This window comes from Megamonas rupellensis DSM 19944 (genome assembly GCF_000378365.1).
Classification (GTDB): Bacteria; Bacillota; Negativicutes; order Selenomonadales; family Selenomonadaceae; genus Megamonas; species Megamonas funiformis.
On the sequence record NZ_KB899573.1, the window covers coordinates 57,653 to 84,546 of the forward strand.

General features: G+C 30.8%; 27 protein-coding genes and 1 pseudogene. 19 read left to right on the forward strand and 9 right to left on the reverse strand.

Annotated elements, in window-relative coordinates:
• Nucleotide 1: 1 nt before the first annotated feature.
• The 8 genes from F553_RS0104435 to F553_RS0104470 all read left to right on the forward strand — a co-directional run bounded on the left by F553_RS0104435 (nt 2) and on the right by F553_RS0104470 (nt 5,989).
• Complete coding sequence (locus tag F553_RS0104435; protein ID WP_018999164.1) at nt 2–829, forward strand: DNA adenine methylase; 828 nt, start codon at nt 2–4, stop codon at nt 827–829.
• Between the two features lie 23 nt (nt 830–852).
• On the forward strand, nt 853–1,743 hold the full coding sequence (locus F553_RS0104440; protein ID WP_018999165.1) for a type II restriction endonuclease: 891 nt from the start codon (nt 853–855) through the stop codon (nt 1,741–1,743).
• A 62-nt stretch (nt 1,744–1,805) separates the two neighbouring features.
• Nucleotides 1,806–2,690 (forward strand): LysR family transcriptional regulator, encoded by an 885-nt coding sequence (locus F553_RS0104445; RefSeq protein WP_018999166.1) that lies wholly within the window; start codon nt 1,806–1,808, stop codon nt 2,688–2,690.
• Nucleotides 2,691–2,878: 188 nt separating this feature from the next.
• Nucleotides 2,879–3,256 carry a MerR family transcriptional regulator gene (locus tag F553_RS0104450; RefSeq protein ID WP_008538503.1) on the forward strand — a complete coding sequence of 126 codons (378 nt, stop codon included), beginning with the start codon at nt 2,879–2,881 and terminating at the stop codon, nt 3,254–3,256.
• Between the two features lie 56 nt (nt 3,257–3,312).
• Nucleotides 3,313–4,017 (forward strand): flavodoxin, encoded by a 705-nt coding sequence (locus tag F553_RS0104455; RefSeq protein ID WP_018999167.1) that lies wholly within the window; start codon nt 3,313–3,315, stop codon nt 4,015–4,017.
• A 35-nt stretch (nt 4,018–4,052) separates the two neighbouring features.
• Complete coding sequence (locus F553_RS0104460) at nt 4,053–5,111, forward strand: FAD:protein FMN transferase (RefSeq protein ID WP_018999168.1); 1,059 nt, start codon at nt 4,053–4,055, stop codon at nt 5,109–5,111.
• Nucleotides 5,108–5,479, forward strand: a complete 372-nt coding sequence (locus F553_RS0104465) for a NusG domain II-containing protein (protein ID WP_018999169.1) — start codon at nt 5,108–5,110, stop codon at nt 5,477–5,479. Before F553_RS0104460 ends, F553_RS0104465 begins: the two co-directional genes overlap by 4 nt.
• 9 nt (nt 5,480–5,488) lie before the next feature.
• On the forward strand, nt 5,489–5,989 hold the full coding sequence (locus F553_RS0104470) for a Gx transporter family protein (protein ID WP_018999170.1): 501 nt from the start codon (nt 5,489–5,491) through the stop codon (nt 5,987–5,989).
• Nucleotides 5,990–6,032: 43 nt separating this feature from the next.
• Here the strand turns inward: F553_RS0104470 and F553_RS0104475 are convergent, their stop codons facing one another.
• The 9 genes and pseudogenes from F553_RS0104475 to nadE all read right to left on the reverse strand — a co-directional run bounded on the left by F553_RS0104475 (nt 6,033) and on the right by nadE (nt 14,251).
• Nucleotides 6,033–6,530 (reverse strand): cob(I)yrinic acid a,c-diamide adenosyltransferase, encoded by a 498-nt coding sequence (locus F553_RS0104475; protein WP_018999171.1) that lies wholly within the window; start codon nt 6,528–6,530, stop codon nt 6,033–6,035.
• A gap of 14 nt (nt 6,531–6,544) precedes the next feature.
• Nucleotides 6,545–7,003, reverse strand: a complete 459-nt coding sequence (gene ndk, locus F553_RS0104480) for a nucleoside-diphosphate kinase (protein ID WP_008538496.1) — start codon at nt 7,001–7,003, stop codon at nt 6,545–6,547.
• 18 nt (nt 7,004–7,021) lie between these two features.
• Nucleotides 7,022–7,525, reverse strand: coding sequence for a gamma carbonic anhydrase family protein (locus F553_RS0104485; RefSeq protein ID WP_008538495.1), 504 nt, complete (start codon nt 7,523–7,525; stop codon nt 7,022–7,024).
• A gap of 33 nt (nt 7,526–7,558) precedes the next feature.
• Entirely contained in the window at nt 7,559–7,939 is a 381-nt protein-coding gene (locus F553_RS0104490) for a universal stress protein (protein ID WP_008538494.1), read from the reverse strand.
• A gap of 165 nt (nt 7,940–8,104) precedes the next feature.
• Nucleotides 8,105–10,665: pseudogene (locus F553_RS0104500) on the reverse strand (TIGR03960 family B12-binding radical SAM protein).
• 93 nt (nt 10,666–10,758) lie between these two features.
• Nucleotides 10,759–11,259: an ATP synthase subunit B family protein gene (locus F553_RS0104505; RefSeq protein WP_008538491.1), complete on the reverse strand. Its 501-nt coding sequence runs from the start codon at nt 11,257–11,259 to the stop codon at nt 10,759–10,761.
• Between the two features lie 26 nt (nt 11,260–11,285).
• Entirely contained in the window at nt 11,286–11,780 is a 495-nt protein-coding gene (gene coaD / locus F553_RS0104510) for a pantetheine-phosphate adenylyltransferase (RefSeq protein ID WP_018999172.1), read from the reverse strand.
• Nucleotides 11,781–11,783: 3 nt separating this feature from the next.
• Nucleotides 11,784–12,356 (reverse strand): 16S rRNA (guanine(966)-N(2))-methyltransferase RsmD, encoded by a 573-nt coding sequence (gene rsmD, locus F553_RS0104515; RefSeq protein ID WP_015562663.1) that lies wholly within the window; start codon nt 12,354–12,356, stop codon nt 11,784–11,786.
• The gene (gene nadE, locus F553_RS0104520) at nt 12,353–14,251 is read right to left on the reverse strand and encodes an NAD(+) synthase (RefSeq protein WP_018999173.1); all 1,899 of its coding nucleotides are present in this window, start codon (nt 14,249–14,251) and stop codon (nt 12,353–12,355) included. Before nadE ends, rsmD begins: the two co-directional genes overlap by 4 nt.
• A 375-nt stretch (nt 14,252–14,626) precedes the next feature.
• On the opposite strand from nadE, the gene rpmB reads away from it, so the two are divergent.
• From rpmB to F553_RS0104575, 11 genes are all read left to right on the forward strand, one after another.
• Nucleotides 14,627–14,815, forward strand: a complete 189-nt coding sequence (rpmB, locus tag F553_RS0104525; protein WP_008538486.1) for a 50S ribosomal protein L28 — start codon at nt 14,627–14,629, stop codon at nt 14,813–14,815.
• Between the two features lie 117 nt (nt 14,816–14,932).
• On the forward strand, nt 14,933–16,177 hold the full coding sequence (locus tag F553_RS0104530; RefSeq protein ID WP_018999174.1) for a methionine gamma-lyase family protein: 1,245 nt from the start codon (nt 14,933–14,935) through the stop codon (nt 16,175–16,177).
• A gap of 552 nt (nt 16,178–16,729) precedes the next feature.
• Nucleotides 16,730–17,623 carry a YitT family protein gene (locus F553_RS0104535; protein ID WP_018999175.1) on the forward strand — a complete coding sequence of 298 codons (894 nt, stop codon included), beginning with the start codon at nt 16,730–16,732 and terminating at the stop codon, nt 17,621–17,623.
• A 61-nt stretch (nt 17,624–17,684) separates the two neighbouring features.
• On the forward strand, nt 17,685–18,473 hold the full coding sequence (gene speD / locus F553_RS0104540) for an adenosylmethionine decarboxylase (RefSeq protein ID WP_008538483.1): 789 nt from the start codon (nt 17,685–17,687) through the stop codon (nt 18,471–18,473).
• 64 nt (nt 18,474–18,537) lie between these two features.
• A complete protein-coding gene (locus F553_RS0104545) occupies nt 18,538–19,965 on the forward strand; it encodes an aminotransferase class I/II-fold pyridoxal phosphate-dependent enzyme (RefSeq protein ID WP_177159339.1) in 1,428 nt (475 codons plus the stop codon).
• Between the two features lie 7 nt (nt 19,966–19,972).
• Nucleotides 19,973–20,833: a polyamine aminopropyltransferase gene (gene speE, locus F553_RS0104550; RefSeq protein WP_018999176.1), complete on the forward strand. Its 861-nt coding sequence runs from the start codon at nt 19,973–19,975 to the stop codon at nt 20,831–20,833.
• Entirely contained in the window at nt 20,814–21,683 is an 870-nt protein-coding gene (gene speB / locus F553_RS0104555) for an agmatinase (protein WP_018999177.1), read from the forward strand. Before speE ends, speB begins: the two co-directional genes overlap by 20 nt.
• 27 nt (nt 21,684–21,710) lie before the next feature.
• Entirely contained in the window at nt 21,711–22,910 is a 1,200-nt protein-coding gene (locus F553_RS0104560) for a saccharopine dehydrogenase family protein (protein ID WP_008538479.1), read from the forward strand.
• 122 nt (nt 22,911–23,032) lie between these two features.
• Nucleotides 23,033–24,175 carry a carboxynorspermidine decarboxylase gene (gene nspC / locus F553_RS0104565; protein WP_018999178.1) on the forward strand — a complete coding sequence of 381 codons (1,143 nt, stop codon included), beginning with the start codon at nt 23,033–23,035 and terminating at the stop codon, nt 24,173–24,175.
• 197 nt (nt 24,176–24,372) lie between these two features.
• A complete protein-coding gene (locus F553_RS0104570) occupies nt 24,373–25,623 on the forward strand; it encodes a DUF445 domain-containing protein (protein ID WP_018999179.1) in 1,251 nt (416 codons plus the stop codon).
• Complete coding sequence (locus F553_RS0104575; protein WP_018999180.1) at nt 25,623–26,894, forward strand: DUF445 domain-containing protein; 1,272 nt, start codon at nt 25,623–25,625, stop codon at nt 26,892–26,894. The genes F553_RS0104570 and F553_RS0104575 overlap by 1 nt, the downstream gene beginning before the upstream one ends.

The window sequence follows — 26,894 nt, forward strand, 5'->3', positions numbered from 1 at the left end:
GTTGATAGATAATAATATATCACCATTTATAAAATGGGCAGGAGGAAAACGCCAATTATTACCTTATATTAAGGAAAAAATGCCTTTGAAATATAAAAATTATATAGAACCATTTATAGGTGGTGGCGCTGTATTGTTTGGTATAACACCAGATAAGGCAATAATTAATGATATAAATAAAGCACTTATAAATGTATATAATCAAATAAAATATAATCCTATTGAGTTAATGGATTTTTTATCAAAAATAGATATTCAAAGTGATGTTGAACCTAAAGAATATTATTATAAAAAAAGAGAAATATTTAATGATAAGATAATGAAATCTGAATATGATATAGAATTAGCTAGCTTATTTATTTATCTAAATAAACATTGTTTTAATGGATTATACCGTGTAAATAGCAAAGGTTTATTTAATGTACCATTTAATAATAGTTTGGCAAAATCTTTTAATGAAGACAATATAAAAGCTGTATCAAGATATTTACAAAAAGTAACTATTTTAGAGGGCGATTTTGAAGTGGCTTGCCAAAATGCACAAGAAGGAGATTTTATTTTTTTAGATAGTCCATATGCCCCATTAAATGATAATTCTTTTGAAGCGTATACTAAAGAAGGTTTTGATATTGAAAGTCATAAAAGATTAGCTAGTTTATTTGATAGGTTAACTAAAAAAGGTTGCTTTTGTATGTTGACTAATCATAATACTGTATTTATTGAGGATTTGTATAAAAATTATTCAAGAGAAGTTATAAAGGTTAGAAGATATATTAATTCTGATGCTAATAATAGAAAAGGCGAAGAAGTAATTATAACAAACTATTAATAAAAGATAATATGGAGTTATTTATGAAAAATAGAGATTTTGATAAATGGTTATCAACCATGAATGATTCAATTGCAACATGGAAATATTATACTGATTTTGAAAAAGTATACAAAAATGCAGAAAAAATAAAAACAGAAATATATATATTAAACAGTTTAATAAATAGTAAAAATATAAGAGAAGATTTTAAAAAATTATTATTAGAATATCCACAAATATTGAAAGTAATACCATTATTAATAGCTAAAAGAACAACAGATGTAATAATCATTAATGATACAGTACAAAAATATTATTACAATTTTAAAAAGATGAATTATAGCATAGATGATTATGCTTTGTTCATGGAAAATACGGGAATATTTGATTTATTGAGTAATCATCTTATAGCCAATTTATATGATTATATCTTGGGTGTAGAAGTAGGTTTAGATACTAATACTAGAAAAAATAGAACAGGGAAAGCAATGGAAACATTGGTGGAAAGTTATATTTTACAAAGTGGTTTTGTTAAAGAAAAGAATTATTTTACGCAGGTAAGTAAAAATCGCTTGAAAGAAGATTTTAATATAGATTTGTCTAATTTAAAGATTGATGAAATATTTAAAAGTAGTAAAAAAGAAAAATCAGAGAAAAAATTTGATTTTGTTGTTAAAACAGAGCAAAAATATTATTTAATTGAGACAAATTTTTATACAACACAAGGTTCTAAATTAAATGAGACGGCAAGAAGTTATAAAGAATTAGCATTAGAATTTAAAGACTTAGATAATATAGATTTTGTTTGGATTACTGATGGTAAAGGTTGGCAAACAACGAAAAAGAATTTACAAGAAACTTTCAATATATTGGATAATATATATAATATAAATGATATGGAAAATGGAATTTTAACAAAACTTTTTAAATAAAAAATGCATTAGAATTTTTTCTAGTGCATTTTTTTATATAATTATATTGTGAGGTGAATTTTATGGAATTTAGAGTATTAAAATATTTTTTAACTGTTGTAAGGGAAGAAAATATAACAAAAGCAGCGAATGTATTACATATTACCCAGCCAACATTGAGTCGACAATTAGCTCAATTAGAAGAAGATATTGGAGTAAAATTATTTAATCGTGGAACTAGAAAGATAAGTTTAACAAATGAAGGAATGTTATTAAGACGTAGGGCAGAAGAAATAATTTCTTTAGTGGACAAAACAGAACAAGAATTAAATGAACAAGATGAAATGTTAGATGGTGTGATTTCTTTGGGATGTGGAGAATTAAGTTCTGTATCTACGCTAGCAGATATATTAGCTGGCTTTAAGAAGAAGCATCCTCTTATTATTTATGATTTATATACAGCAAATGCAGATGATATTAAAGAAAAAATAGATGAAGGATTAATTGATATTGGTTTATTGTTAGAGCCCGTGAATATAGAAAAGTATGAATATATTCGATTGCAGACAAAAGAAGTGTGGGGTGCTGTAATGAGAGCTGATGATGAATTAGCTAAGCAAAAATTTGTTACTGCAGAACAGTTGAGCAAAAGACAAATAATATTAGCACGTAGACCAAAAGCTAAAAATGAATTAGCACATTGGTTTGGTAAGTATTATGATAAACTGAATATTTCATTTACAAGTAATATGAGTACAAATGCAAGTATTATGGTAGAAAAAGGATTGGGAAATGCTTTAATTATTAAAGGCTCATTGCCATTTTTAGATGAAAATAGAATAAAATGCATACCACTATATCCAGCTTTGATAGCTAATAGTGTTTTAGTTTGGAAAAGACATCAGCCATTTAATTTGGCTACAACAAAATTTATAGAGTATATGCAATGCTTTTTAAGCATGAGATGATATTAAAAATAGGTATTAGACATATATTGAATTTTTATTTTATAATGTGAATGTAAGTTGATATAAAAAATATTTGATTTACGTTTACATTATTTTTTTAGGTGATATATATAGTGATAGTAAAATATGAATTTATTATTTATTAAAAAAGGATAAGTGCAAATAAAAGAGATAAGGAGGAAATAAAAATGACAATTGGAGAAATATCACAAGAAATAGGTCTATCAGCAGATACTTTAAGATATTATGAAAAAATAGGATTATTACCTAATGTACCAAGAGATAATAGTGGCAAACGTAATTATGATGAGAATTTTATTAATTGGATAAAATTTATTCAAACATTAAAAAATAGTGGAATGTCTTTAAACGATATTATAGAGTATATAAATTTGGCAAAATGTGGCAATAATACATATCAAGAACGCAAAAATTTATTAATAAAATCTAAGCAAATATTATTAGAAAAAATGTCGAATTTACAATCTATGATAGAGAAAGCAAATTATCAAATTAATAATTATGATAATATTTTAGTACCTAAGACAAATGCTTTAATATTTTAAATAAAAATATTTGAATATTCTTGATTTTTATAGGAATAGAAGAAAGGAAAATAATTATGAAAAAAACAATGATATTAACTTCAATGGCATTGATGTCTTTAGTAGCTGTGGGTTGTGCAAATGAAGAAGTTAAAGATACACAAGATAATCAGCCTGTTGTTTCAACAAATATGGAAGAAGTACAAACAGAAGGCAATGTAAATACGAAAAAACCATTAATAGTTTATTTTTCTTATGGTGAAAATAGTGAATTGCCACAAGATGTAGATGCTTCAGCTAGTGCTAGTATACAAAAATGTAATGATGAAAATACTGGCAATACAGGTATAGTAGCACATATTATTCAAGAGAAAACAAAAGGAGATATGTTTTCTGTTCAGACAGTAAATAAGTATCCATCAACATATAATGAGACTGTTAATCAAGGAAAACGAGAGCATGAAAATAATATTCGTCCTGAACTTGCAAATCATATAGCAAATTTAGATGATTATGATACTATTTTCGTGGGTTATCCAAATTGGTGGTATGATATGCCAATGGCAATGTATAGTTTTTTTGATGAATATGATTTGAGTAATAAGACAATTATTCCGTTTAATACTTCTGGCGGTAACGCTTTTTCTGACACTATAAATACAATTAAAAAATTAGAGCCAAATGCAAATGTAATTGAAGGTATAACAATTAGAGCTGAAGATGTAGAGTCTAGCCAAAATGAAATTGATGAATGGTTAAATGATTTAGGTTATAATATTTGATTTAAATATACATTTATAAGAAAGGACAGATAATAATGAAGAAAAAATTATATATTTTCATAGTGATTATATTGTCCTTTCTTATTTTTGGTACATATAAAATATTCATAGAAAATAAAACAATAGTGGAAAAAGATACTGTTTTAACAATGGATACGCAAATTTCATGGGTAATATATGAAAAACCTTCACTATATCCATTAGATTTAAATGCGAAAATAAAAACGAGAATAAATGAATTAGTAAAATTATTATCAGTTACTGATGAAAATAGTGAAATTTATAAAGTAAATCATCATCAAGAACAAGATATAAAATTAAGTGAAGATACTAAAAATGTAGTTTTATTTGCACTACAGATGGCAGAAAAAACAAACGGAGCTTTAGAGCCGACTATATATCCAGTGCTTAGAGAATGGGGCTTTACTACAGGAAAATACCAAATACCTGATGAAACAAAAATAAGAGATTTATTGAATTATGTAGATTATAGGAAAGTTAGTTTAAAAGAAAATCAAATATATTTGCCAGATGGTATGCAGATTGATTTAGGAGCAGTAGCCAAGGGATATATAGGTGATGAAATCATAAAAATTTTGAAGGCAAATAATATATCGTCTGCTTTAATAAATTTAGGTGGTAATGTTCAATTATTAGGAACAAAACCAAATGGTGATTTATGGAATATTGGACTTAAATCACCTAATAGTCAAGATTATATAGGTATCTTAAGATTAGCGGATTGTGCGGTCGTAACTTCAGGAAATTATGAACGATATTTTATCGGCGAAGATAATAAACGATATTGGCATATTTTAGATGGAAAAACAGCTAAACCAGCAGATAAGCATATTAATTCAGTGATGATTGTGACAAAACAAGGAAAATTAGGTGATGCTTTATCTACAGCATTATTTGTAATGGGAGTAGATGAAGCTATTAATTATTGGAAGCAAAATAAAGATGAAAATGATGCATTTGAGATGATATTGATTACAGATGATAAAAAAATATATATAACTGAGAATTTAGTTGATAGTTTTACTTTGCAAGATAAATATAAAGATTATCATATGGTGGTGGTAACTTTATGAACAATATTAATAAATCAGTAATATGTATTGTTTTGGTGATTATATTTATTGCCGTTTTTATTGGTTTAAGAAATAGTTTTGCCGAAAAAACAAATACAGTGGAGATAATTCAAGATGGAAAGATAATTTATACTTTGGATTTAAATAAGAGTAAAGATGAATTAATACAGGTAGAATTCAAAGGTCATAAAAATATAATTCAAATAAAAGATAAACAGATAAGTATAATTGAAGCTGATTGTCCTGATAAAACATGTGTAAATATGGGAATTTTAAAATCAGCATTTACTCCTATAGTGTGTTTGCCCAACCATTTAGTAATTCAGTATGTAAATGATGATAAAGAAATTGATGCTACGGTAAATTAGGTGATAGTGATGAAGACAAAAAAATTAGTGCAATTATCTTTATTGACTGCGATAGCACTGAGTATATTTATTGTAGAATTACAAATACCAAATCCTTTGCCACTTCCAGGAATTAAACTAGGTTTAGCAAATATAGTAACTTTATATGTAATTTATAGATATAGAGCAAAAGAGGCACTATTGGTGCTGATGGCTAGAATTATTTTAGGTAGTGTATTTAGTGGTAATCTTATGGCTATAATGTATAGTTTAGCTGGCGGAATTTGTTGTTTTATTGTGATGAGTGTACTGCATGGTAAAATAGAAGAAAAATATATTTTTATAGTTAGTATATTAGGAGCTTGTGCACATAATATAGGGCAAATAATTATAGCAATATTTATAACAAAGACTTTAGCAATTATGATGTATTTACCATGGTTATTATTATCAGCAATGATTACAGGTTTATTTATTGGTTTATGTACACAATACTTACTCAAAAGTAGAGCTATATTAATACAAAAATAAAAAATCCTATTGCTTAAAAATTTTAGGCAATAGGATTTTTTGTTTATAATTCTTCTTCGACACGCATGAGGAGGAAGCAAAGGTCAGATAAACGATTTAAATAAATTTTTACATTTTCATTAATAGCTTCTTTTTCAGCTAAAGTTAAAACTTCACGTTCAGCTCTACGCGTAGTAGTACGTGCTAAATCTAAAAATGCTCCAGATTGAGTATTACCAGGCATGATAAAAGCAGTTAATGCTGGTAATTTAGCTTCAAACTCAACGATTTTTTGATCTATATTAGAAATGATTTCATTATTTATATAATATTTATCTGTGATACTAGCTAAATCAGCCATTAATTTTAGATTAGTTTGCTCAAGTTCTAATAAAAGTTGTTTAACTTCTTCTTTTTTAGCAAAAGCTCTAGCAAGACCGAGAGCAGAACTGACTTCATCAACAGTACCATAAGCTTGTACACGTAAAGAATTTTTAGCAACGCGTTCTCCAGTAAATAAAGATGTAGTGCCTTTATCCCCTGTTTTTGTACAAATAGACATATTTTCTCCTTTTATCAATCACCATTATATACGCTAAAGTCGATATCATGGTTAGGTATATAGATTTCTGTTTCACTGAAAAATACATGAACTTCACGTTCTGCATTAGCAGGGCTATCGGAAGCATGAACAGTATTTACAGTTTTGGAAAGTGCAAAATCACTGCGGATTGTGCCAGGTTGTGCTAAATTAGGGTCTGTTTTACCATGGAGTTCACGAACTCTTTCAATAGCATTTTCACCTTCAACTACTAAAGCGACAATTCTATCAGAAGCCATAAAATCCACTAAACGTTGGTAATAAGGTTTACCCACATGTTCAGCATAATGTTTAGAGGCTATACAGTCGTCCATTTCTAGCATTCGCATAGCTACAATATCAAATTTTTCTTTTTCATAACGACTAATAATATCGCCAATATGATAATTTACTACAGCATCAGGTTTGATTAATACCAACGTTCTTTCTCTCATAAAAGACAACTCCTATTTTTATTCTTTGTATCCATCAGCTAAAAGTTTATAATGTAAAGCTGATTCATGAAGTGCTTCGATTTCATCTTCTCTTAAAGCACGAACTACTTTTACTGGTGAGCCAAATAACATAGAATTATTTGGTAATTTTTTATGCTCAGTAACAAGAGAACCTGCACCAATTACACTATTATGACCAATTTCAGCATATCCAAGTAATATAGCGCCCATACCGATTAGAGTATTATCGCCGACTTTACTACAATGGATAACAGCATTATGACCGATAGTAACATAACTGCCAATATGAGTAGGTGCATTGCTCATTACATGAACAGTTACATTATCTTGAATATTTGTATAATCACCAACAACTATAGGTTGCAAATCACCACGAAGTACAGCACCTGGCCAAATATTAGTGTATTCGCCAATAGTAACATCACCGATGATTACTGCACTAGGATGAACATATGCAGTCTTAGCTATTTTAGGTGTATGTGATTTATAAGCTTGAATCATTAAAAAAATCCCCTAACTAAAAATAATTTATAATTATTTTACGACCATTACAGGAACAGGAGAATCTTCAATAACTTTTTGACTTACGCTACCAATGAGAGCTCCTTTGAAGATACCAAGACCACGGCTACCCATGATGATGATATCAGAATTAGTTTCTTGAGCTACACGAATAATAGCTTTTGGACGAGAACCTGTTTCTACATGTTTTGTTGCAGTAATATCTTTTGGAAGTTTTTCCCAGATTCGATCAAAGATGATATCACTAGGAATATGTTCATTGATATGACTAGAAACGTAAACGAATTCAAGAGATGCACCAGCTTTTTCTGCTAAGGAAATTGCCTGGTCAACTGCTTTACAAGCATTATCAGAACCATCTACAGGAACTAGGATTTTATTAATTTTACTCATAAAAAAAACCTCCTTATGATAGGACATAAAGTTTTATTTCATATTTCTTATATTATTAATTTTCGTGATAATTTTTAAAAATCCTTTTTTTGTTTAGAAATAAATTAAATTGAAAAAAGAAAATCTCTTAATATATTAACAAAATATACTAAGAGATTTTTATAATTAGTCTATATCTATTAAGGCTTTTCCTTGATGATACAATCCTGTGCGACAAACTAGGGCATTTTCTACGGAAATATTTAATTTATATTCATTTTTTAATACATCTAAAATTTCATTTGGTTTAGTGGTACCAGTAGATGTGATTTTTATATTTAAAGAAATATTTAAAGTATTATCTTCTAAATTATATTGCATAGCTTTAGGAAGATATTGTTTGATTTCTATTTCTTTGCGTTTTTTTGGTGTTTCACGAACAACGACAATTTCTTTAGTTTGATTAAATTTATTGATAGCTTCTGTTACAGTGTTTAAGTTATCTTGACAAGGTAAAACGATAGAATAGGAAGCTTCATCAACAATGGACATCAAAGCTTTAGCACGCATATCAATTTGTCTAGCTTTTAAAAGTCTCACTCCTGGTGGCAATGCTTTAGATAATTTATCAAATAATTCAGGTTGACAAATATCTTTTTTTAATTCTAAATCCATATATTCAGCATCGCTTGTTACACCTACAGATAAAGCAGAAGCAAAAGAAATTTTCATATGAGGATTGAAACCTTCGGAGTAAGCTGCTGGAAGGTGAGCACGACAAATTGCACGTTGCATTAAAGATGCAAAATCAAGATGGGAAATATATCTTATAGGTTCGCCTTTTGTGATTTCTAAGCGATATTTTATCATTTAATAAAAACCTCCATAAACATAATAGATAATTATTTAATAGTATCCATATCAGTATCAAGTGTAGGGCAAATTCCGCAAGCGTTGCAATTACCATGACGGCAATCTCTTGTTAATTCGCCTTTTGTAGCTTTTTCGTATTCACGCAATAAGAATTTTTTGCTAACACCTGGAGTAGTATGTTCCCAAGGGAGTTTTTCATCAAATTTATATTCACGCATATTATAAAAATATGGGTCAATATTGCATTTAGCAAAAGCGTTCATCCAAACATCATATTTAAATTCTTCGCTCCAACCATCAAATTTTGCTCCATCTAACCATGCTTGATAGATTACTTTGCTAAGGCGTCTATCGCCACGAGAGATAGTACCTTCTAGGATGCTAGTTGTAGCAGTATGATAGTTAAACTGGATAGAGCGGTCAGTGATATGAGATTTTAATAATTGTTGTTTACGTTGGAATTCTTCTAAAGTATTTTGTGGGAACCATTGGAATGGTGTAAATGGTTTTGGTACAAAACAAGATACGCTAACAGTAACGCGGATATCACGGCGTTTAGTGATATAACGATATAATTTAGCAACTTTTGCACCAAGTTCAGCAATGCCGATGATATCTTCATCAGTTTCAGTTGGTAGACCCATCATGAAGTAAAGTTTTACTGTTTTCCAGCCATGACGGAAAGCAGCGCCTGTTGCTTCCATGAGATTTTCTTCAGTTACACCTTTATTGATTACATCGCGCAATCTTTGTGTACCAGCTTCAGGGGCAAAAGTCAAACCACTTTTGCGGACTTGTTGCATTTTATGAGCAAGGTCAATAGAGAAACTATCAATGCGTAGAGATGGTAAAGAGAAAGATACACGTTCGTTTTTATAATCTTCCATGAGGTCATCTACGATTTCACCAAGACAAGTATAATCAGCAGAGCTTAAAGAAGTGAGGCTCATTTCATTATAACCAGTGTTATCGAGCATTTCTTTAGCGATAGTGCGTAAGCGGTCAGTAGTGCGTTCACGTACAGGACGATAAGATATACCAGCTTGACAGAAACGACAACCACGAGTACAACCGCGGAATAATTCGAGCATTACACGGTCATGAACGATATCAATATAAGGTAATACAGGTTTTTTGATAGCGAAAGAGTCGCGGAAATTTTTGATTACACGTTTATTGATTACAGGTTTAGCTTCAGGGCAAAGCGGTAAAATTTCTTTGAAAGTATTATCTTCATTGTAATGAACTTCATATAATGAAGGAACATAGATGCCGTCTAATTTAGCAAGTTCTTTTAAAAATCCTTGTCTGCCACCTACTTTACCTTGTTTTTTCCAAGTGATGAAAGTATCTACGATTTCATTTAAAACTTCTTCGCCTTCACCGATGACAAAGAAATCAAAGAAATCAGCTACAGGTTCAACATTATATACGCAAGGGCCACCACCAACGATAAATGGGTCATTTTCTGTGCGGTCTTTTTGCCAAAGAGGAATGTTGGCTAAGTCTAACATATTTAAAACATTAGTGTAAATCATTTCATATTGAAGTGAGAAGCCAACAAAATCAAATTCTTTGATTGGTGTAAAAGATTCTAAAGCATAAAGTGGTATATTATGTTCACGCATTTTGTCTTCCATATCAAGCCAAGGAGCATAAACACGTTCAGCTACAGTATCTTGTCTTTCATTTAATACTTCATAGAGAATTTTTAAACCAAGATTGGACATACCTACTTCATAAACATCAGGCATGGATAAAGCAAAGTGACAATCAACATCTTCATGATTTTTGTGTACAGCGTTTAATTCGCCACCAGTATAGCGAGCAGGTTTGGTAACAGTTTGTAAAATAGAAGGGTCTAGTTTAATCAATTTAATATCCTTTCTTCATGAAAAAAGCTGCTGTATAGGAAATTTTTATTTTTCATACAGTAGCTTTTAAATATAATATATACCAAATAATAATTAATCTTTTTGTTCAGTAGACTTTTGTTTTTCTTCAGTTTCATCTTTTTCAGGAAGACCAACATGTTGAAGACCATTTTTAGCTACTTGAACTGTATTTAAAATGTTTTGGATATAAACACTCATATGGTCAAATACTTGTTCAGCATATTGAACAGAATCATTGCGCATAGCTTCAGAATGTTTATATGTTTTTTCTAAAATTTCTTTTGCCTTAGCTTCAGCAGCTAAAGTGATTTCATTTTCAGAAGCTTTCTTTTGAGCATATACTTTTGCTTGTTCTATGATATTTTTGGCTTCTATGCGAGCATCTTCGATTATTTTATCTCGATTTGCATTGATTTCTTCAGCTTCTTTTAAAGCAGAAGGCCATTCTTTGCGAATATTACTTATGAGGCGAATGAGTTCTTCTTCGTTTACTAAGCATTTGTTAGTTAAAAGGAAACGAGAAGAACTAGCCACAAGATCTTCTAATTCGTGAAGGGAGTCTAATAAATCCATAGTGATATTACCTCTATAATTTATAATTATTTTGATGTAGGTACTCGTTTAATTTTTTCATGTATAGCAAGTTCTACACAATGAGGAACTAAATGAGTGATATCTCCACCGAACTGAGCTAATTCTCGAATTGCAGATGAAGATACATGATAATATTTATTATCAGTAGTTAAAAAGATATTTTCAATATCTGGAGCCATGTTTTTGATGAGCATAGCGCGTGGAAATTCATAGAGAAAATCGTTGGCATCACGTAAACCGCGAACGATTACATGAGCATTTTTTTGATGAGCATAGTCAGCAAGTAGACCAGCAAAACAATCAACTTTTACATTAGGAATATGAGCAGTAGCTTGTTTTAATAAAGCTACGCGTTCTTCAACAGTAAATAAAGGTTTTTTATTTATATTATTGAAAACACCAACAATTACTTCATCAAACATTTTAGAAGCTCGTTCAAAAATATCAATATGCCCATTAGTTACAGGGTCAAAACTTCCAGGACAGATAGCAATAGTCATACATTAATCCTCACTTTTATTTGATTTTAATTCATAAATACTTATTTGTGTAGTAGAACCATATTTTTGATTACGCAATAAAGTATATTGATGAAAATCTGAAGGCAGTTTATCTTCAATAGCATGTTCCATAATAATTATACCATCTTCAGTTAATAATGGATATTCATGGAGCATTTGCAAAACTTTTAAGCATAAATCTTGATGATATGGCGGGTCACAAAATATTATATCAAATTTTGTTTGTTTTAGATGTAATTTTTTTATGGTAGCAAAGACATCAGCTTTTAAGATAGTAGATTTATCAATAAGTTTTGTATGCGTAGCATTAAATTTAATAGTTGAAATACTATCTAAAGAGCAATCTACCATGATGGCATGATTGGCACCTCGACTGAGTGCTTCTAAGGATAAATTACCGGTTCCTGAAAATAAATCTAAGACATTTTTATCATAGATAAAAGAACCTAATATATTAAATAAAGATTCTTTTATTCTGTCAGCAGTAGGTCGAGTATTTTGCCCTTTAGGGGCTTTTAATTTTGCCCCGCGAGCTGAACCTGTGATTATTCTCATAAATTATCACCTAATAATTTAGCTTTTAATTGTTTATAAGCTTTTGTATAGTATGGGCCATTTTGAGATTCACGATGGTCAAAACCATAAGCACGTCTACTTATAGCTAAGATAGGTGGTGCTTGAATGCGTTTAGCTACTGCCATACCTGTGAATAAATTCCACCAACGTTCTAAGTCGCAGATAAAGTCTTTAGCTGTAGCAAAGTATTTATCTACAAGACCAGCCTTGCAACCAATATGTTCTTCTAAAGTTTTTTCACTGTACCAAAGAAGAATATCTTCTGGAGTAACTTTTTGCCAGCTTTCGACAAAAGCGCGGAATAAATAATCATGATATGGATATTTAATAGGGTCGCCCTTACCAGCATCAACATCTTGTTCACTAGAAAGTTCGGCACTAGGTACAATATCAATAATGCCTTGAGGAATTACTTCACGTTTATATACATGTTCATTTAAATAATGAGCTAATTCATATACTTGATATTTCCATAAATCAGCAAGACCAGCTAAAAATCCAGATTGGTCACCGTATAATGTGGAATAACCGACTGTAGTTTCTGCTTTATTGGCATTACAAGTAAAGCCACCACCAATACTAGCTGCCATACCAGCTAAAATACGAGCTGAACGGTCACGAGCTTGGATATTTTCTTTGACAAAAGAAGATACTTGTACTTTATGAACATCATTAGTAGTTAAATGAGTGATATCAGTATTTTCAAATTGATTTACAGTGAAATCAACAACTTCTTGAATTGGCACGATGGCATAATTACAGCCTAAGTTATGAGCCAATTGACTAGAAAGACCTTTTGTTGTAGCAGAATTGAATTTACTAGGCATATTAATTAAGGTAATATTTTTAGCACCTAAAATATCTGCATAAAGAGCAGAAGCAACAGCAGAGTCAATACCACCAGAAATACCGATGATTACTTTTTGCATACGAATATTTTTGAGGAATTTTTTGATACCATAATGAAGTGCTTGGTAAATATTAGAAATATCATCATTTTGAGGAATTGGAAGTGGAGTATATTCATCATTGCCAAGTAAGTTTATATAATTATTTTGAGCTTTATAAGCAGGGCAAGTTGCAATGATATTTCCATTTTCATCATAAACTGTGCTAGAACCATCAAAAGTATAGATAGTTTTACCATTGTTTTGAATACCAATATTATTTACATATATTAAAGGAATGTTATTATCTTTTGCTTGTTTTGCAAATACGCGATGGCGTTTATTATTTTTGCCAAAAGTATAAGGAGAAGCAGATATATTGATTAACATATCTAATTTATAATTTTGACAAAGAATATCAATTGGAGCAAAAGCATAATCATCACTCCAACCATCTTCACATAAAATACAACCTAAATTTAATTCTTGACCTTTGATATTGACTTTTACAGGAGAAAGAATATCATTTAAATTGAGTTTTAGTTCAGTTGCTAAGCTTTGTAAACTGAAGAAATAACGACTATCATCAAATTCACGATAATTTGGAAATAGAGTTTTGATGACAAATGGATATGGAGATTTTTCAGGTTTGATTAATTTGCCATTATAAGCTGTATATAAAGCATTGTATTTACGAACGCGACCATCAGTATTTTTCTTATCCCAGTCAACAGCAATATTACCAAAAATGATACAAATATCTTGAGAAGCTGCGATAATATCTTCGCCATAGCTTAAACAATCTTTTAAAAATGCTGTTTGTTCCCAAGTATCACCTAAGAGATAACCTGGAATACACATTTCAGGGAAAATTATAATATCTGTATTATTTTGTTTAGCTTCATCAATAGCTTGAAGCATACGCTCTACATTTAGGTCAGGATGACCTGGTTCAACATCAATTTGGCTGAAACAGATTTTTACCATAAAACAACCGCCTTTATTATTAATTAATTATGTTACTACAATAGCACGAATTGTATTGATTTACAAGTAAATGAGCAGATAAATAGAGATATATATAAATAAAAAGCTTGCAATTTAAATTCTTTCTGTGATATAATGTTAGCACTGTGTTTTTTAAAAGTACGACATGATTTTTATTAGATATAATAAATATGTAGTCGTCAAGACAATAGGGCAAGAACAACCCGAATTTAAGCTTGTGGAGATAGTAGGTAACGAATTTGATGAAGCAAGAAGTCAACTATTATAATATGTAAATTATTTCTATTATTATAGAAGGCAGTTCATGACTTAGTAATTATTTTCTATCTTCCATTCCTTAAGGAGGTGTGCTAAATGGCAAATGTTTGCGAAATCTGCGCTAAAGGTGAAAGAGCAGGAATGAATGTAAGCCATTCTCATTTAAAAACTAAACGCACTTGGAAACCAAACATTCAGCGTGTACGTGCTGTAGTTGACGGTGAAGTTAAACGTGTTAATGTTTGCACTAGCTGCATGCGTTCTGGTAAAATCCAGCGTGCTTAATGGTCTTAACGGACATTATAAAAAATAAGCTGCTTAGTATTAAGCAGCTTATTTTTTATTGCTAGGATAAATCAAATATCATGATTAAATTTTAAGGAAAAATAATAGGAGAAAAAAATGGCATTTTCTGAAAAAATTATTGAAACTAGACAAAAAGCTTTAGCTTTATGTAAAGAATATTTTGCTCGTCCTGATGAAATAGCAGAATTTAATACTTTAAAAATTCTTGATGCTATGAGAAAAGTAAAAGTGTCTGAAGCACATTTTAATACAACATCTGGATATGCTTATGATGATATTGGTAGAAATAAAATTGAAGAATTATATGCAGAAGTCTTCAAAGCAGAAGCAGCTTTAGTGCGTACTCAATTTGTATCTGGTACACATGCTTTAGCTACTGTTTTATTTGGTATATTACGCCCTGGTGATCAGTTGATATATATTACAGGAACACCATATGATACTATGCAAACAGTAATTGGTTATGCAACAGATAGCCCAGGTTCATTAAAAGAATTTGGTATTTTATATGATGAAGTGCCATTAAAAGATGGTCGTGTTGATTTTAATGTAGCTAAAGAAAAAATTACTACAAAAACTAAAATGGTAGTTATTCAGCGTTCTTGTGGTTATATGATGCGTCCAAGTTTAAGTGTTGATGAAATTGGTGAAATTTGCAAATTCGTCAAAGAAATCAATCCTAATTGTATTTGTTATGTAGATAATTGCTATGGTGAATTTACAGATACAAAAGAACCTATTGAAGTAGGCGCTGATATCATAGCAGGTTCTTTAATTAAAAATCCAGGTGGCGGTATTGCTCCAACAGGTGGATATATTGTAGGTAGAAAAGATTTAGTAGAACTTGCTTCTTATCGCATGACTTCTCCTGGTATGGGAGCAGAACTTGGTGCTTCTCTTGCAAATAATCGCTTATTGTTCCAAGGATTATTCTTAGCACCACATGTTGTCGCTCAAGCTGTAAAATCTGCGATTTTTGCTGCTGCATTTTTTGATTTATTAGGATTTAAAACATTACCTGCACCAGATACAAAGAGAAATGATATTATTCAGGCTATTGAAATGGGTAGCAAAGAAAAATTAGTTGCTTTTTGTCAGGGAATACAAAAATATTCTCCAGTTGATTCTTATGCAGCTCCAGAACCTTGGGATATGCCAGGATATGAAGATCAAGTTATCATGGCAGCAGGTACTTTTGTACAAGGTGCTTCTATTGAACTCAGTGCAGATGGCCCTATTCGTGAACCATATAATGTATATCTTCAAGGTGCCTTGACTTTTGAACATTCTTTAGTTGCTATTATGGGTGCAGGTCAAGCAGTAGAAGATTTAAATAAATAATTTTAATGGTAAAGTAAAATAAATACAAAAAAAGACACGTTATTTCGTGTCTTTTTTTGTGTGTATATATTATATTGGAGAGCTAAGGAAAAGCTTGTATTTAATATAACATAAATGATAATGATTTTCAATACTAAAATTAAATAAAATATGAAATTTTTTGTTGGATGTTTATAGACAACAAAAAAAGACACGTTGTTTCGTGCCTTTTTTGCTTGTATATATATCATAATTGGAGAGTCAAGGAAAAGCTCATATATAATATAACATAAATGATAATCAATTTCAATATAGAAATAAAAATAAATTTTTTTTAGAATAGCTTTATATAATTAGATAAGTTAAAATAAATAATAGAGAGATTGATAAACGGAATAATAAAAAAGTAAATTTTAATAAAAGAAACATTTTTTAGTAGAAAAATAATCTTATTTATAGTATTATTTTTGAATTGTTAAGAATATGTGAAAATGGTACAAATAATAATTTAAATATGTTAAAATACATCTTGCTGAGATTTACATAACTTTGAAATTTTATAGGAGGAGAAAGATGAGACATATTTCAGAATTAGCAAACACACATATTTGGCGTTACTTGAAAATCTTAATTGGATCGTTGATTGCAGGTTTAGGTTATAGTACGTTTATTATTCCTGCTAAGTTGCTTGCTAGTGGACTCAGTGGTATTGCTGTTATTGTTTACTATATGATTGATTTACCGATTGGTTTACAATTAATAGTATATAATATCCCAATTGTATATTTAGCATATAGAGTTTTTGGTAAATTATATGCGATTGATACGATTATTGGAACAGTAATGTTATCCGTAGCTATTGATGCTACAAGTTTTATTGGAAACTATCATCTGGTAGAAGACCCTATACTTAATTCTGTTTTTGGTGGTGTACTTGTAGGTATAGGTTGTGGTATTGTATTTAGAGCCAACTCTAATGGTGGTGGCTTTGATGTATTGGGTGCTGTTATCAAAAAATATTACTCTCTTGATTTAGGAACAGTAGTATTTGGTTTTAACTTGATTATTATTTTAGTAGGTATAGTATTGTTCAATGTTTCTATTGGTTTATATACTTTAATTAATATGTATATTGTTGGTGAAATCACTAATAAAGTAGTAGCTGGTTTCAATCGCAAAAAATTAGTAATAATCATATCACCATTTTCAGAAATTATTGGTTGGACTATTATTCAACATATTGGACGTGGCGTTACATTTTTAAATGGGGAAGGCGCATATAGTCATAAAAATCAAAAGGTAATTTTTGCAGTGGTGAATTTGACACAGGTAAGCAAGGTAAAACTCATAGTGAATGCTATAGACCCGACAGCTTTTATGATTATTACAGATACGTCAGAAGTTGCTGGACGAGGTTTTACTATAAAGATGCCGGAAAAACATTCGAGCAAGGATTTAACTGAATAAAAAGGTTTATAGGTTTGCCTTTATTAACCTAAATATATATTAGAAGAGGGATAGATATTAGGTGTCCGAAAAATTAAAACTATATGGATTTAATAATTTGACAAAGTCTTTAAGCTTTAATATTTACGATGTTTGCTATGCCAAAACACCAAGGGAACAGCGTGATTATATAAAATATATAGATGAACAATATAATTCAGAGCGTTTGACAAAGATTTTAACAAATGTAGCAGAAATGATAGGAGCTAGAGTGCTTAATGTTTCTAGTCAAGATTATGATCCGCAAGGAGCCAGTGTAACTATTCTCTTGGCAGATGAAAATATGCGTTTGGCAAAAAATGATGAAGTGGAAGATTGCGTGAGTAGTAAGACTGTTTTAGGTCATTTGGATAAAAGTCATATCACTGTGCATACGTATCCAGAATATCATCCAGAAACAAGTATTGCTACATTTAGAGTGGATATAGATGTTTCTACTTGTGGAGAGATTACTCCGCTTAGTACACTTGATTATTTAATTGGAAATTTTGATTCTGATATCATAACGATGGATTATCGTGTACGAGGTTTTACTCGTGATGTCAGTGGTAGAAAGTTATTTATGGACCATAAAATAACATCTATTCAAGATTATATTATGCCAGATACTTTATTGAATTATGATGCAATGGATATAAATGTGTATCAGGCTAATTTATTTCATACAAGAATGTTGATTAAAGAACCAGAATTAAGTAATTACTTATTTAATACTGATATTTATGAAATACCACCAAAAACTAGATTGGAAATAAGCAATCGTTTGCGTCGTGAGATGTTAGAGATTTTTAGTGGTACAAATGTTTTTTGATAAATCTTAAATGATTGATTAAAGAAGGTTGGTGAAATTATTGGATAGACAAGCACAAAAGAAAATGCCTGTTTTGGAAGCTTTAGAAAGATTTAAAAAAATGCGTGTAGTACCTTTTGATGTGCCAGGGCATAAAAGAGGTAGAGGAAATAAAGCTTTATTAAATTTTTTAGGCGAAAAATGTTTATCTGTAGATGTAAATTCAATGAAACCATTAGACAATTTATGTCACCCAGTTTCTGTAATCAAGGAAGCTGAGGAATTAGCAGCAGATGCTTTTGGAGCAGAGCATGCCTTTTTTATGGTAGGTGGAACTACGTCAGCTGTACAAACGATGATTTTAACAGCTTGTAAGCGTGGCGATAAGATTATTTTACCGCGAAATGTCCACCGCAGTGCTATAAATGCGATGATTTTGTGTGGAGCTATTCCAATATATATTAATCCGCAGATGGATAAACAACTTGGTATATCGCTCGGTATGTCAGTTGAGGAAGTAAAAAAAGCTATAAGAGAAAATCCAGATGCTAAAGCAGTTTTAGTAAATAATCCAACATATTATGGTATTTGTTCTAATTTAAAAGAAATTATAAAAGTAGCCCATGAACATAATATGTTAGTTTTGGCTGATGAAGCACATGGAACACATTTTTATTTTAATAAACGATTACCTATAGCAGCTATTCATGCGGGAGCTGATATGGCAGCTGTAAGTATGCATAAATCAGGTGGATCACTTACACAAAGTTCATTTTTGCTCACTGGTAAAAATGTAAAAGCAGGTTATGTTCATCAGATTATAAATTTGACACAAACTACAAGTGGTTCATATTTATTGATGTCTAGCCTTGATATTTCTCGTTCTAATTTAGCCGTACATGGCAGTGAAATCTTTGATTTTGTTATAGATTTAGTAGATTATGCACGACAAGAAATCAATAATATCGGCGATTATTATGCTTATGCAGATGAAAAGATAAATGGCGATAGTGTTTTTGATTTTGATACCACTAAATTAGCCATTTATACATTACCTGTAGGTCTTGCTGGTATTGAAGTATATGATTTATTGCGTGATGAATACGATATTCAAGCAGAATTTGGCGATATCGGCAATCTACTTGCTTATGTATCTGTTGGCGATAGAGCAAAAGATATTGAACGCTTAGTAAGTGCGTTAGCAGAAATTCGCAGAAATTATAAAAAAGACCATAAGGGCATGTTAGAAGCTGAATATATCAGCCCTAAAGTAATGTGTGGACCACAAGATGCCTTTTATAGTGAAAAAGTATCTTTACCATTAGATGAAAGCTGTGGTAAAGTATGCAGTGAATTTGTAATGTGTTATCCACCAGGAATACCGATTTTGGCACCAGGGGAATTAATTACACCAGAGATTTTGGAATATATTCACTATGCTAAAGATAAAGGCTGTTCCATGACAGGCCCTGAAGATATGGAAATAAAACGTTTAAATGTAATTAAGGAGTGATAGATAAATGGATTTATGGTTCAGTGAATTACATACACCGTATGTAAAGTTTTCTATTCAGATTGATAAACAACTTCATTCTGAACAGACTGAGTTTCAGCGTATAGATATTTTTGAGTCTAAAGAATTTGGTCGCATGATGGTATTAGATGGCTATGTAATGCTAACTGAAAAAGATGAATTCATTTATCATGAAATGATAGTGCATGTACCTATGGCAGTACATCCTAATCCGAAGAGAGTACTTATCATTGGCGGTGGCGATGGTGGTACTGCTCGTGAATTATTGCGTTATAAAAATGTAGAGTCAGTGGATTTAGTAGAAATTGATGAGCGTGTTGTGGATATTTCACGTAAATATTTACCACAGACAGCTTGCAGTTTTGATGATGAACGTTTGCATTGTTATTTTGAAGATGGTTTGAAATTCATTCGCCATTGTAATAATGAATATGATTTAATCATCGTTGATTCTACAGACCCATTTGGCCCTGGGGAAGGTTTATTCACTAAGGAATTTTATGGAAATTGCTATAAAGCATTAAAAGAAGATGGCATTATGGTAAATCAGCATGAAAGTCCATTTTATGATGAAGATGCTTTTGCTATGCAACGCGCACATCAACGTATTGTAAAATCTTTCCCTATAAGTAGAGTATATCAAGCGCATATCCCTACTTATCCATCAGGTCATTGGTTATTTGGCTTTGCGTCCAAAAAGTATCACCCAGTTTTAGATTTTGATGCTAAAAGATGGAATGCTTTAGGCTTAAAAACTCGCTATTATAATGCGAACTTACACAATGCATCATTTGCATTACCAAATTATGTGGAGGAATTAATGGAAGATGTTGAAGAAAAACATTGAGACATTTTTAGGTTGTGATAGAGAATATGATGAAGCGAAAATAGTTTTATTTGGCGCACCGTTTGACTCTACAACTTCATATAGACCAGGGACTCGTTTTGCTAGTCGTACTATGAGAGCAGAATCATATGGTCTTGAAACTTTTAGCCCATATCTTGATTTAGATTTAGAAGATGCCTATGTTTTTGATGGCGGAGATTTAGAACTTCCTTTTGGCAGTGTGGAAAATGCACTAAAAGATATTGAAGATTTTACACGTCAGATTGTAAATGATGGTAAAATTCCACTTATGATCGGTGGCGAACATCTAGTTACTTTAGGCAGTGTACGTGCTGTAGCCGAAAAATATGATGATTTGCATATCATTCATTTTGATGCACATGCTGACCTTCGTGATGATTATTTAGGAGCTAAATTATCTCATGCTACAGTGCTTCATCGTGTATGGGATATCGTTGGCGATAATAAAATTTATCAATTCGGTATCAGAAGTGGTGAACGTGCTGAATTCGCTTGGGGCAAAGAGCATGTACAGACTAGACGTTTTGATTTTGTAGGTTTGGAAGATGTTGTAGAAAAATTAAAAGGAAAACCTGTTTATTTTACAGTGGATTTAGATGTATTAGATGCAGCTGTATTCCCTGGAACTGGTACACCAGAAGCAGGTGGAGTATCTTTTGATGAACTTCGTCGTGCAATGAATTTAGTAGCTAATAAATGCAATGTAGTAGGCTGTGATATGGTAGAATTATCTCCACCATATGATCAAAGTGGTATCTCTACAGCTACTGCTTTAAAATTACTACGTGAATATTTATTGGCTTTAGATTATAATATAAATAATAAATAAATTTTTATAAAAGGGGGAATTTGCCAAATGGGTAAAGCTCTAATTATTGGTTGTGGTGGTGTAGCAAGTGTTACTATCCATAAATGTTGTCAAAATAGTGATGTATTCGAAGAAATCTGTATTGCTAGCCGTACAAAAAGCAAATGCGATGCTTTAAAAGAAAAATTAAGCGGTGGCAAAACAAAAATTACTACAGCTCAAGTAGACGCTGATGATGTAAATCAACTTATTAACTTAATCAATGAATTCAAACCAGATGTAGTAATCAACTTAGCTCTTCCATATCAAGATTTAACAATTATGGACGCTTGTCTTGCTACTAAAGTTCATTATGTGGATACTGCAAATTATGAACCATTAGATACTGCTAAATTTGAATATAAATGGCAGTGGGCTTATCGTGAACGCTTTGAAAAAGCTGGAATTACTGCACTTTTAGGCAGTGGTTTTGACCCAGGTGTAACAGGCGTATTCTCTGCTTATGCAATGAAACATCATTTTGATGAAATTAACTATATTGATATCTTGGATTGTAATGCAGGTGATCATGGTTATCCATTTGCTACAAACTTCAATCCTGAAATCAATATCCGTGAAGTTTCTGCTAATGGTAGCTACTGGGAAGATGGTAAATGGGTAGAAACTAAACCTATGGAAATAAAACGCGTGTACAATTTCCCAGAAATTGGCGAAAAAGACATGTATTTACTTCACCATGAAGAACTTGAATCTTTAGGCTTAAATATCAAAGGTATTAAACGTATTCGTTTCTTCATGACTTTTGGTCAGTCTTATTTAACTCATTTAAAATGTTTAGAAAATGTAGGCATGACTTCTATCGAACCTATCGAATTTGAAGGTCATAAAATCGTGCCACTTCAATTCTTAAAAGCTGTACTTCCAGATCCAGCTAGCCTTGGCCCTCGTACAGTAGGTAAAACAAATATCGGCTGTATCTTCCAAGGTAAAAAAGATGGTAAAGATAAAACATATTATTTATACAATGTTTGCGACCATCAAGAATGCTACAAAGAAGTTGGCTCTCAAGCAATCTCTTATACAACTGGCGTTCCAGCAATGATTGGTGCAATGCTCATCATGAACGGCACATGGAAAAAACCAGGTGTATATAATATTGAAGAATTTGATCCAGATCCATTTATGGACGCTCTTAATAAATGGGGTCTTCCATGGAAAGAAAGCTTCAATCCTGATTTAGTAGAATAAAATATATTTTTAATAAAAATAAGACAGTATGCCGTTGGTGTACTGTCTTATTTAAATAAATTGAGATTTTGATTTAGAATATTATAGTATTTAATTAAAAATAATTTTAAGGAAGTGATTTAGTGAAATTAGAAGAAAAGTTACAAAATGTGGCAACTCCTAGTTATGTTATGGACGAGAAAAAACTTCGTGAAAATCTTGAAGTTTTAAAAATGGTACAAGATAGAACAGGTTGTCATATTTTACTTGCACAAAAAGCTTTTTCCATGTTTTATTTTTATCCTATGATTGGCAAATATCTAAAAGGTGCTACAGCAAGTGGTATTTTTGAAGCTAAATTAGCTCATGAATTTATGAAGGATAAGGAAAATCATATATTTTCTCCAGCATATAAAGAAAAAGATTTTGCTGAAATCGTGGAGATTTGCGACCATATAATTTTTAATTCTTTTAATCAATGGGAAAAATATAAAGATATAGCTTTAGCCAAAGGCAAAGAATGTGGTATTCGCATTAATCCAGAATGTTCTACACAAGAAGGACATGCTATTTATGACCCATGTGCTAAAGGTTCTCGCTTAGGTGTTACACTTGATAATTTTGAACCAGAAAAGTTAGAAGGATTGAAAGGGCTTCATTTCCATACACTTTGCGAACAAAATTCTGATGATTTAAAAACTACATTAGATGCTATTGAAGCAAAATTTGGCAAATATCTATATGATTTAAAATGGCTCAATTTTGGTGGTGGTCATCATATTACTCGTGAAGATTATGATATTGAACTTTTAATAAATTGCATTAATCATATGAAAGAAAAATATGATTTAGAAATTTATTTAGAACCTGGTGAAGCTGTGGCATTAAATGCAGGTTATTTAGTCAGTGAAGTCTTAGAGCTTATTCACAATGACATAGATATTGCAATTTTAGATACTTCTGCTGCTTGTCATATGCCTGATGTATTGGAAATGCCATATAGACCAAATGTAATTAATTCAGGAAAACCAAATGAAAAAGCATATACTTACCGTTTTGGTGGCCCTACTTGTCTTGCAGGTGATATCATAGGGGAATATTCTTTTGATAAACCTTTAAAAGTTGGCGATAAAATTATCTTCTGCGATATGGCTATTTATTCCATGGTAAAAAATAATACCTTCAATGGTATGCCACTTCCAGATATTGCTGTTTTACATGAAGATGATACTATTGAAGTAGTAAAATCTTTTGGTTATGAAGATTTTAAAATGAGATTGTCTTAAATTATTAATCATAAATTTAGTTATATCTTATAATATTTAATGAAATAAAGATTATTTAGGTTGATTTATTTAGCTTAAATAATCTTTATTTTGTTTGATTTATAGTTTGATATGGCAGTTAATTTAGCAACAATATTTTATAAACATGGCTTTTGCGGTATAATATCTTTATATTATTTGAATAAGGGAGGGTTATTATGTCGAAAAAAACACAGGCTACATTGGTTTTAGTCATCATGTTTTTGGGATTTATTGCTACATATAAATTAGATTCTTTTTGGGGCTTGTTGCTAAATCATGGATTTTTGGCTGCTTTAATCGGTGGTCTAGCCGATTGGTTTGCAGTTACAGCTCTATTTAGAAAACCACTGGGCTTTATCTCTTATCGTACGGAGATATTACCTCGTAATCGTGAACGCATCATGGATGAGTTAGTAAAATTTATCGGTAGAGATTTATTAAATCCAGAATACATCATTAATAATATTAAAAATTATAATATGGCAATGATGGTAGTAGAGTATGCTCAAAGAGGTGGCAAGGAAAAAGCCAAAGTAGCATTAAAAGAATTAGTTATGCAGGTGATTAATTCACTTGATACGAAAAAAGTAGGTTATTCATTGGCAAGTGCCTTGAAGAGTCGTCGTAAGAATTTTAATATAGCAAGGATTATCATTCAATTTTTACTAGATTTTATCAAGACACCAGCAGGGGATAAATGTATAGACCATATCATAAAAATGGTTAGAGCTACAGTGCCTGAATTGTTGGCAAAGGATTTCATGCATAAACTAATTGACGATAATGTAAGCATTATCAAAGAAAAATATGTAAAAGATAGTCAAAAACGTAGTTTTATGTTTGAAATGATGGATTTATCTAGTGAAAATTTGACGCAAAAGTTAAATAAAAAATTAGATGAATATACGAATTTATTACTGGATTATGACAGTAAAGAACGTGAGCATTTAAAAACTTTACTTGCAGAAAAAATAGAAATTCTAGGCAGTAGAAATGGCTATAAGCAAAAAGTTGCTCAATTAGAACATTACTTTTTCGTGAAGAAATTTGATTTTAGCGATAATTTAGTGTCTTTAATTGATAATTTCTGTCAAAATAGCGAAAATAGAGAACAATTATGGAAGCAGATTGAAGATTATCTAGATAATCTTATTGCTAAATTAGCTGTAGATGATGAAATGCAGGCTAAATTAAATAAGTTTTTCATTAATACAATAACGAAGATAATTCAAAATAATTCACAATGGGGCTTAGATTATATTAAAGATGAATTGATGAAGTATTCACAGCAAGAATTTGTCGATTTAGTAGAAAAACGTGTTGGTGATGACCTTCAAATGATACGTATAAACGGTTCTGTAGTTGGTGCTATTGCTGGTATGGGATTATATGTAATATCCTTTGTTGTGGAAAGGATGTGCGGATAATGGATAGATTTAATAGAGCAGATAAAACATTATGTGTATTATTTGTTTGTTTTTTAGTAATTTTAGCTTTAAGAACTTTATATCCACAATATATTATTTTCGAATTGTTATTATTTTGCAGTGAAGCGAGTTTAGTTGGTGGGATTGCGGACTGGTTTGCAGTTACAGCTTTATTTAAAAAGCCACTAGGATTTCCTTTTCATACAGCTATATTGCCAAGACGTAGAGATGCCTTTATAAATTCTTGCGTGAGAATGTTGCAGACAGAATTTTTATCTAAGCGCAAAATTTATAGACGTATATGCAATGCTGATTTATTATCATGGGGCTTAAATTGGGCTAAAAATCCTGATAATAAAAAATATATATTAAATGAAGTTATGCAGTTTTTAGTGAAAAAAATCGCTGAAATAGATACTGCTAAAGTAGCACAAAAAAACAGTGAAAAAATAGCTCAGCTTATTTTAAAAGAGTCTATGGGTGATTTATCACATAATTTAATGGGCATATTGCTCAAAAGTGAAAATAGTCAGCTCGCTGTAGATAAAGGTATAAATTTCTTGAAAGGATATTTTTCAGGAAGAGAAGGAAAAGCTAGAATAGATGCTTTTCTTGAAAATTATCAAAAGCAGTATGAAAGCGGTCTAGGCGGTCTGATGTTATCTTTGGCTTTAGCGACAAATACTTTAGACCCAGATGAATTGTCTTTAATAATTCATGAACGTATTTTAGATTTATTAGATGATGTCAGCGATAAAGATGGCGAATTATATGCAAATCTCATAAATTTATATGAAGAAGCTTTGATGAATATTCGCGATGATGAAAATTGGGTTGATAGCTTGAATACTTTGCGTGATAGTTTTGTGGAAATGGGTATTGTGGAAAAAATTCTACAAAATTCTTTGCGCAATTTTTGTGAATATCTATTAGCTAATAATAATAGAGAGAATAAGCTTTATCAGACAATAGAACAGATTTTAAGTGAAGAAATAGATAGATGTATTGAAAAATTAAATACAAATAATGAATTTAAATCAAAAATAAATCGTTTTGTATTAGATGTTGTTCATCGTAGTGCTTTAAAAGGTGAAGATGTAATCTTAGAATTAGCACGTAAATTTTTAGAAGGATTAACAGATAAGCAATTAAATGAGTTAGTGTACGATAAAGTCGAAACAGATATGATATGGATACGTTTAAACGGCTCTATCGTTGGCGGTATCATAGGCTTTTTTGCTTTTTGGTTATTGCAATTAGTGAACAATTAG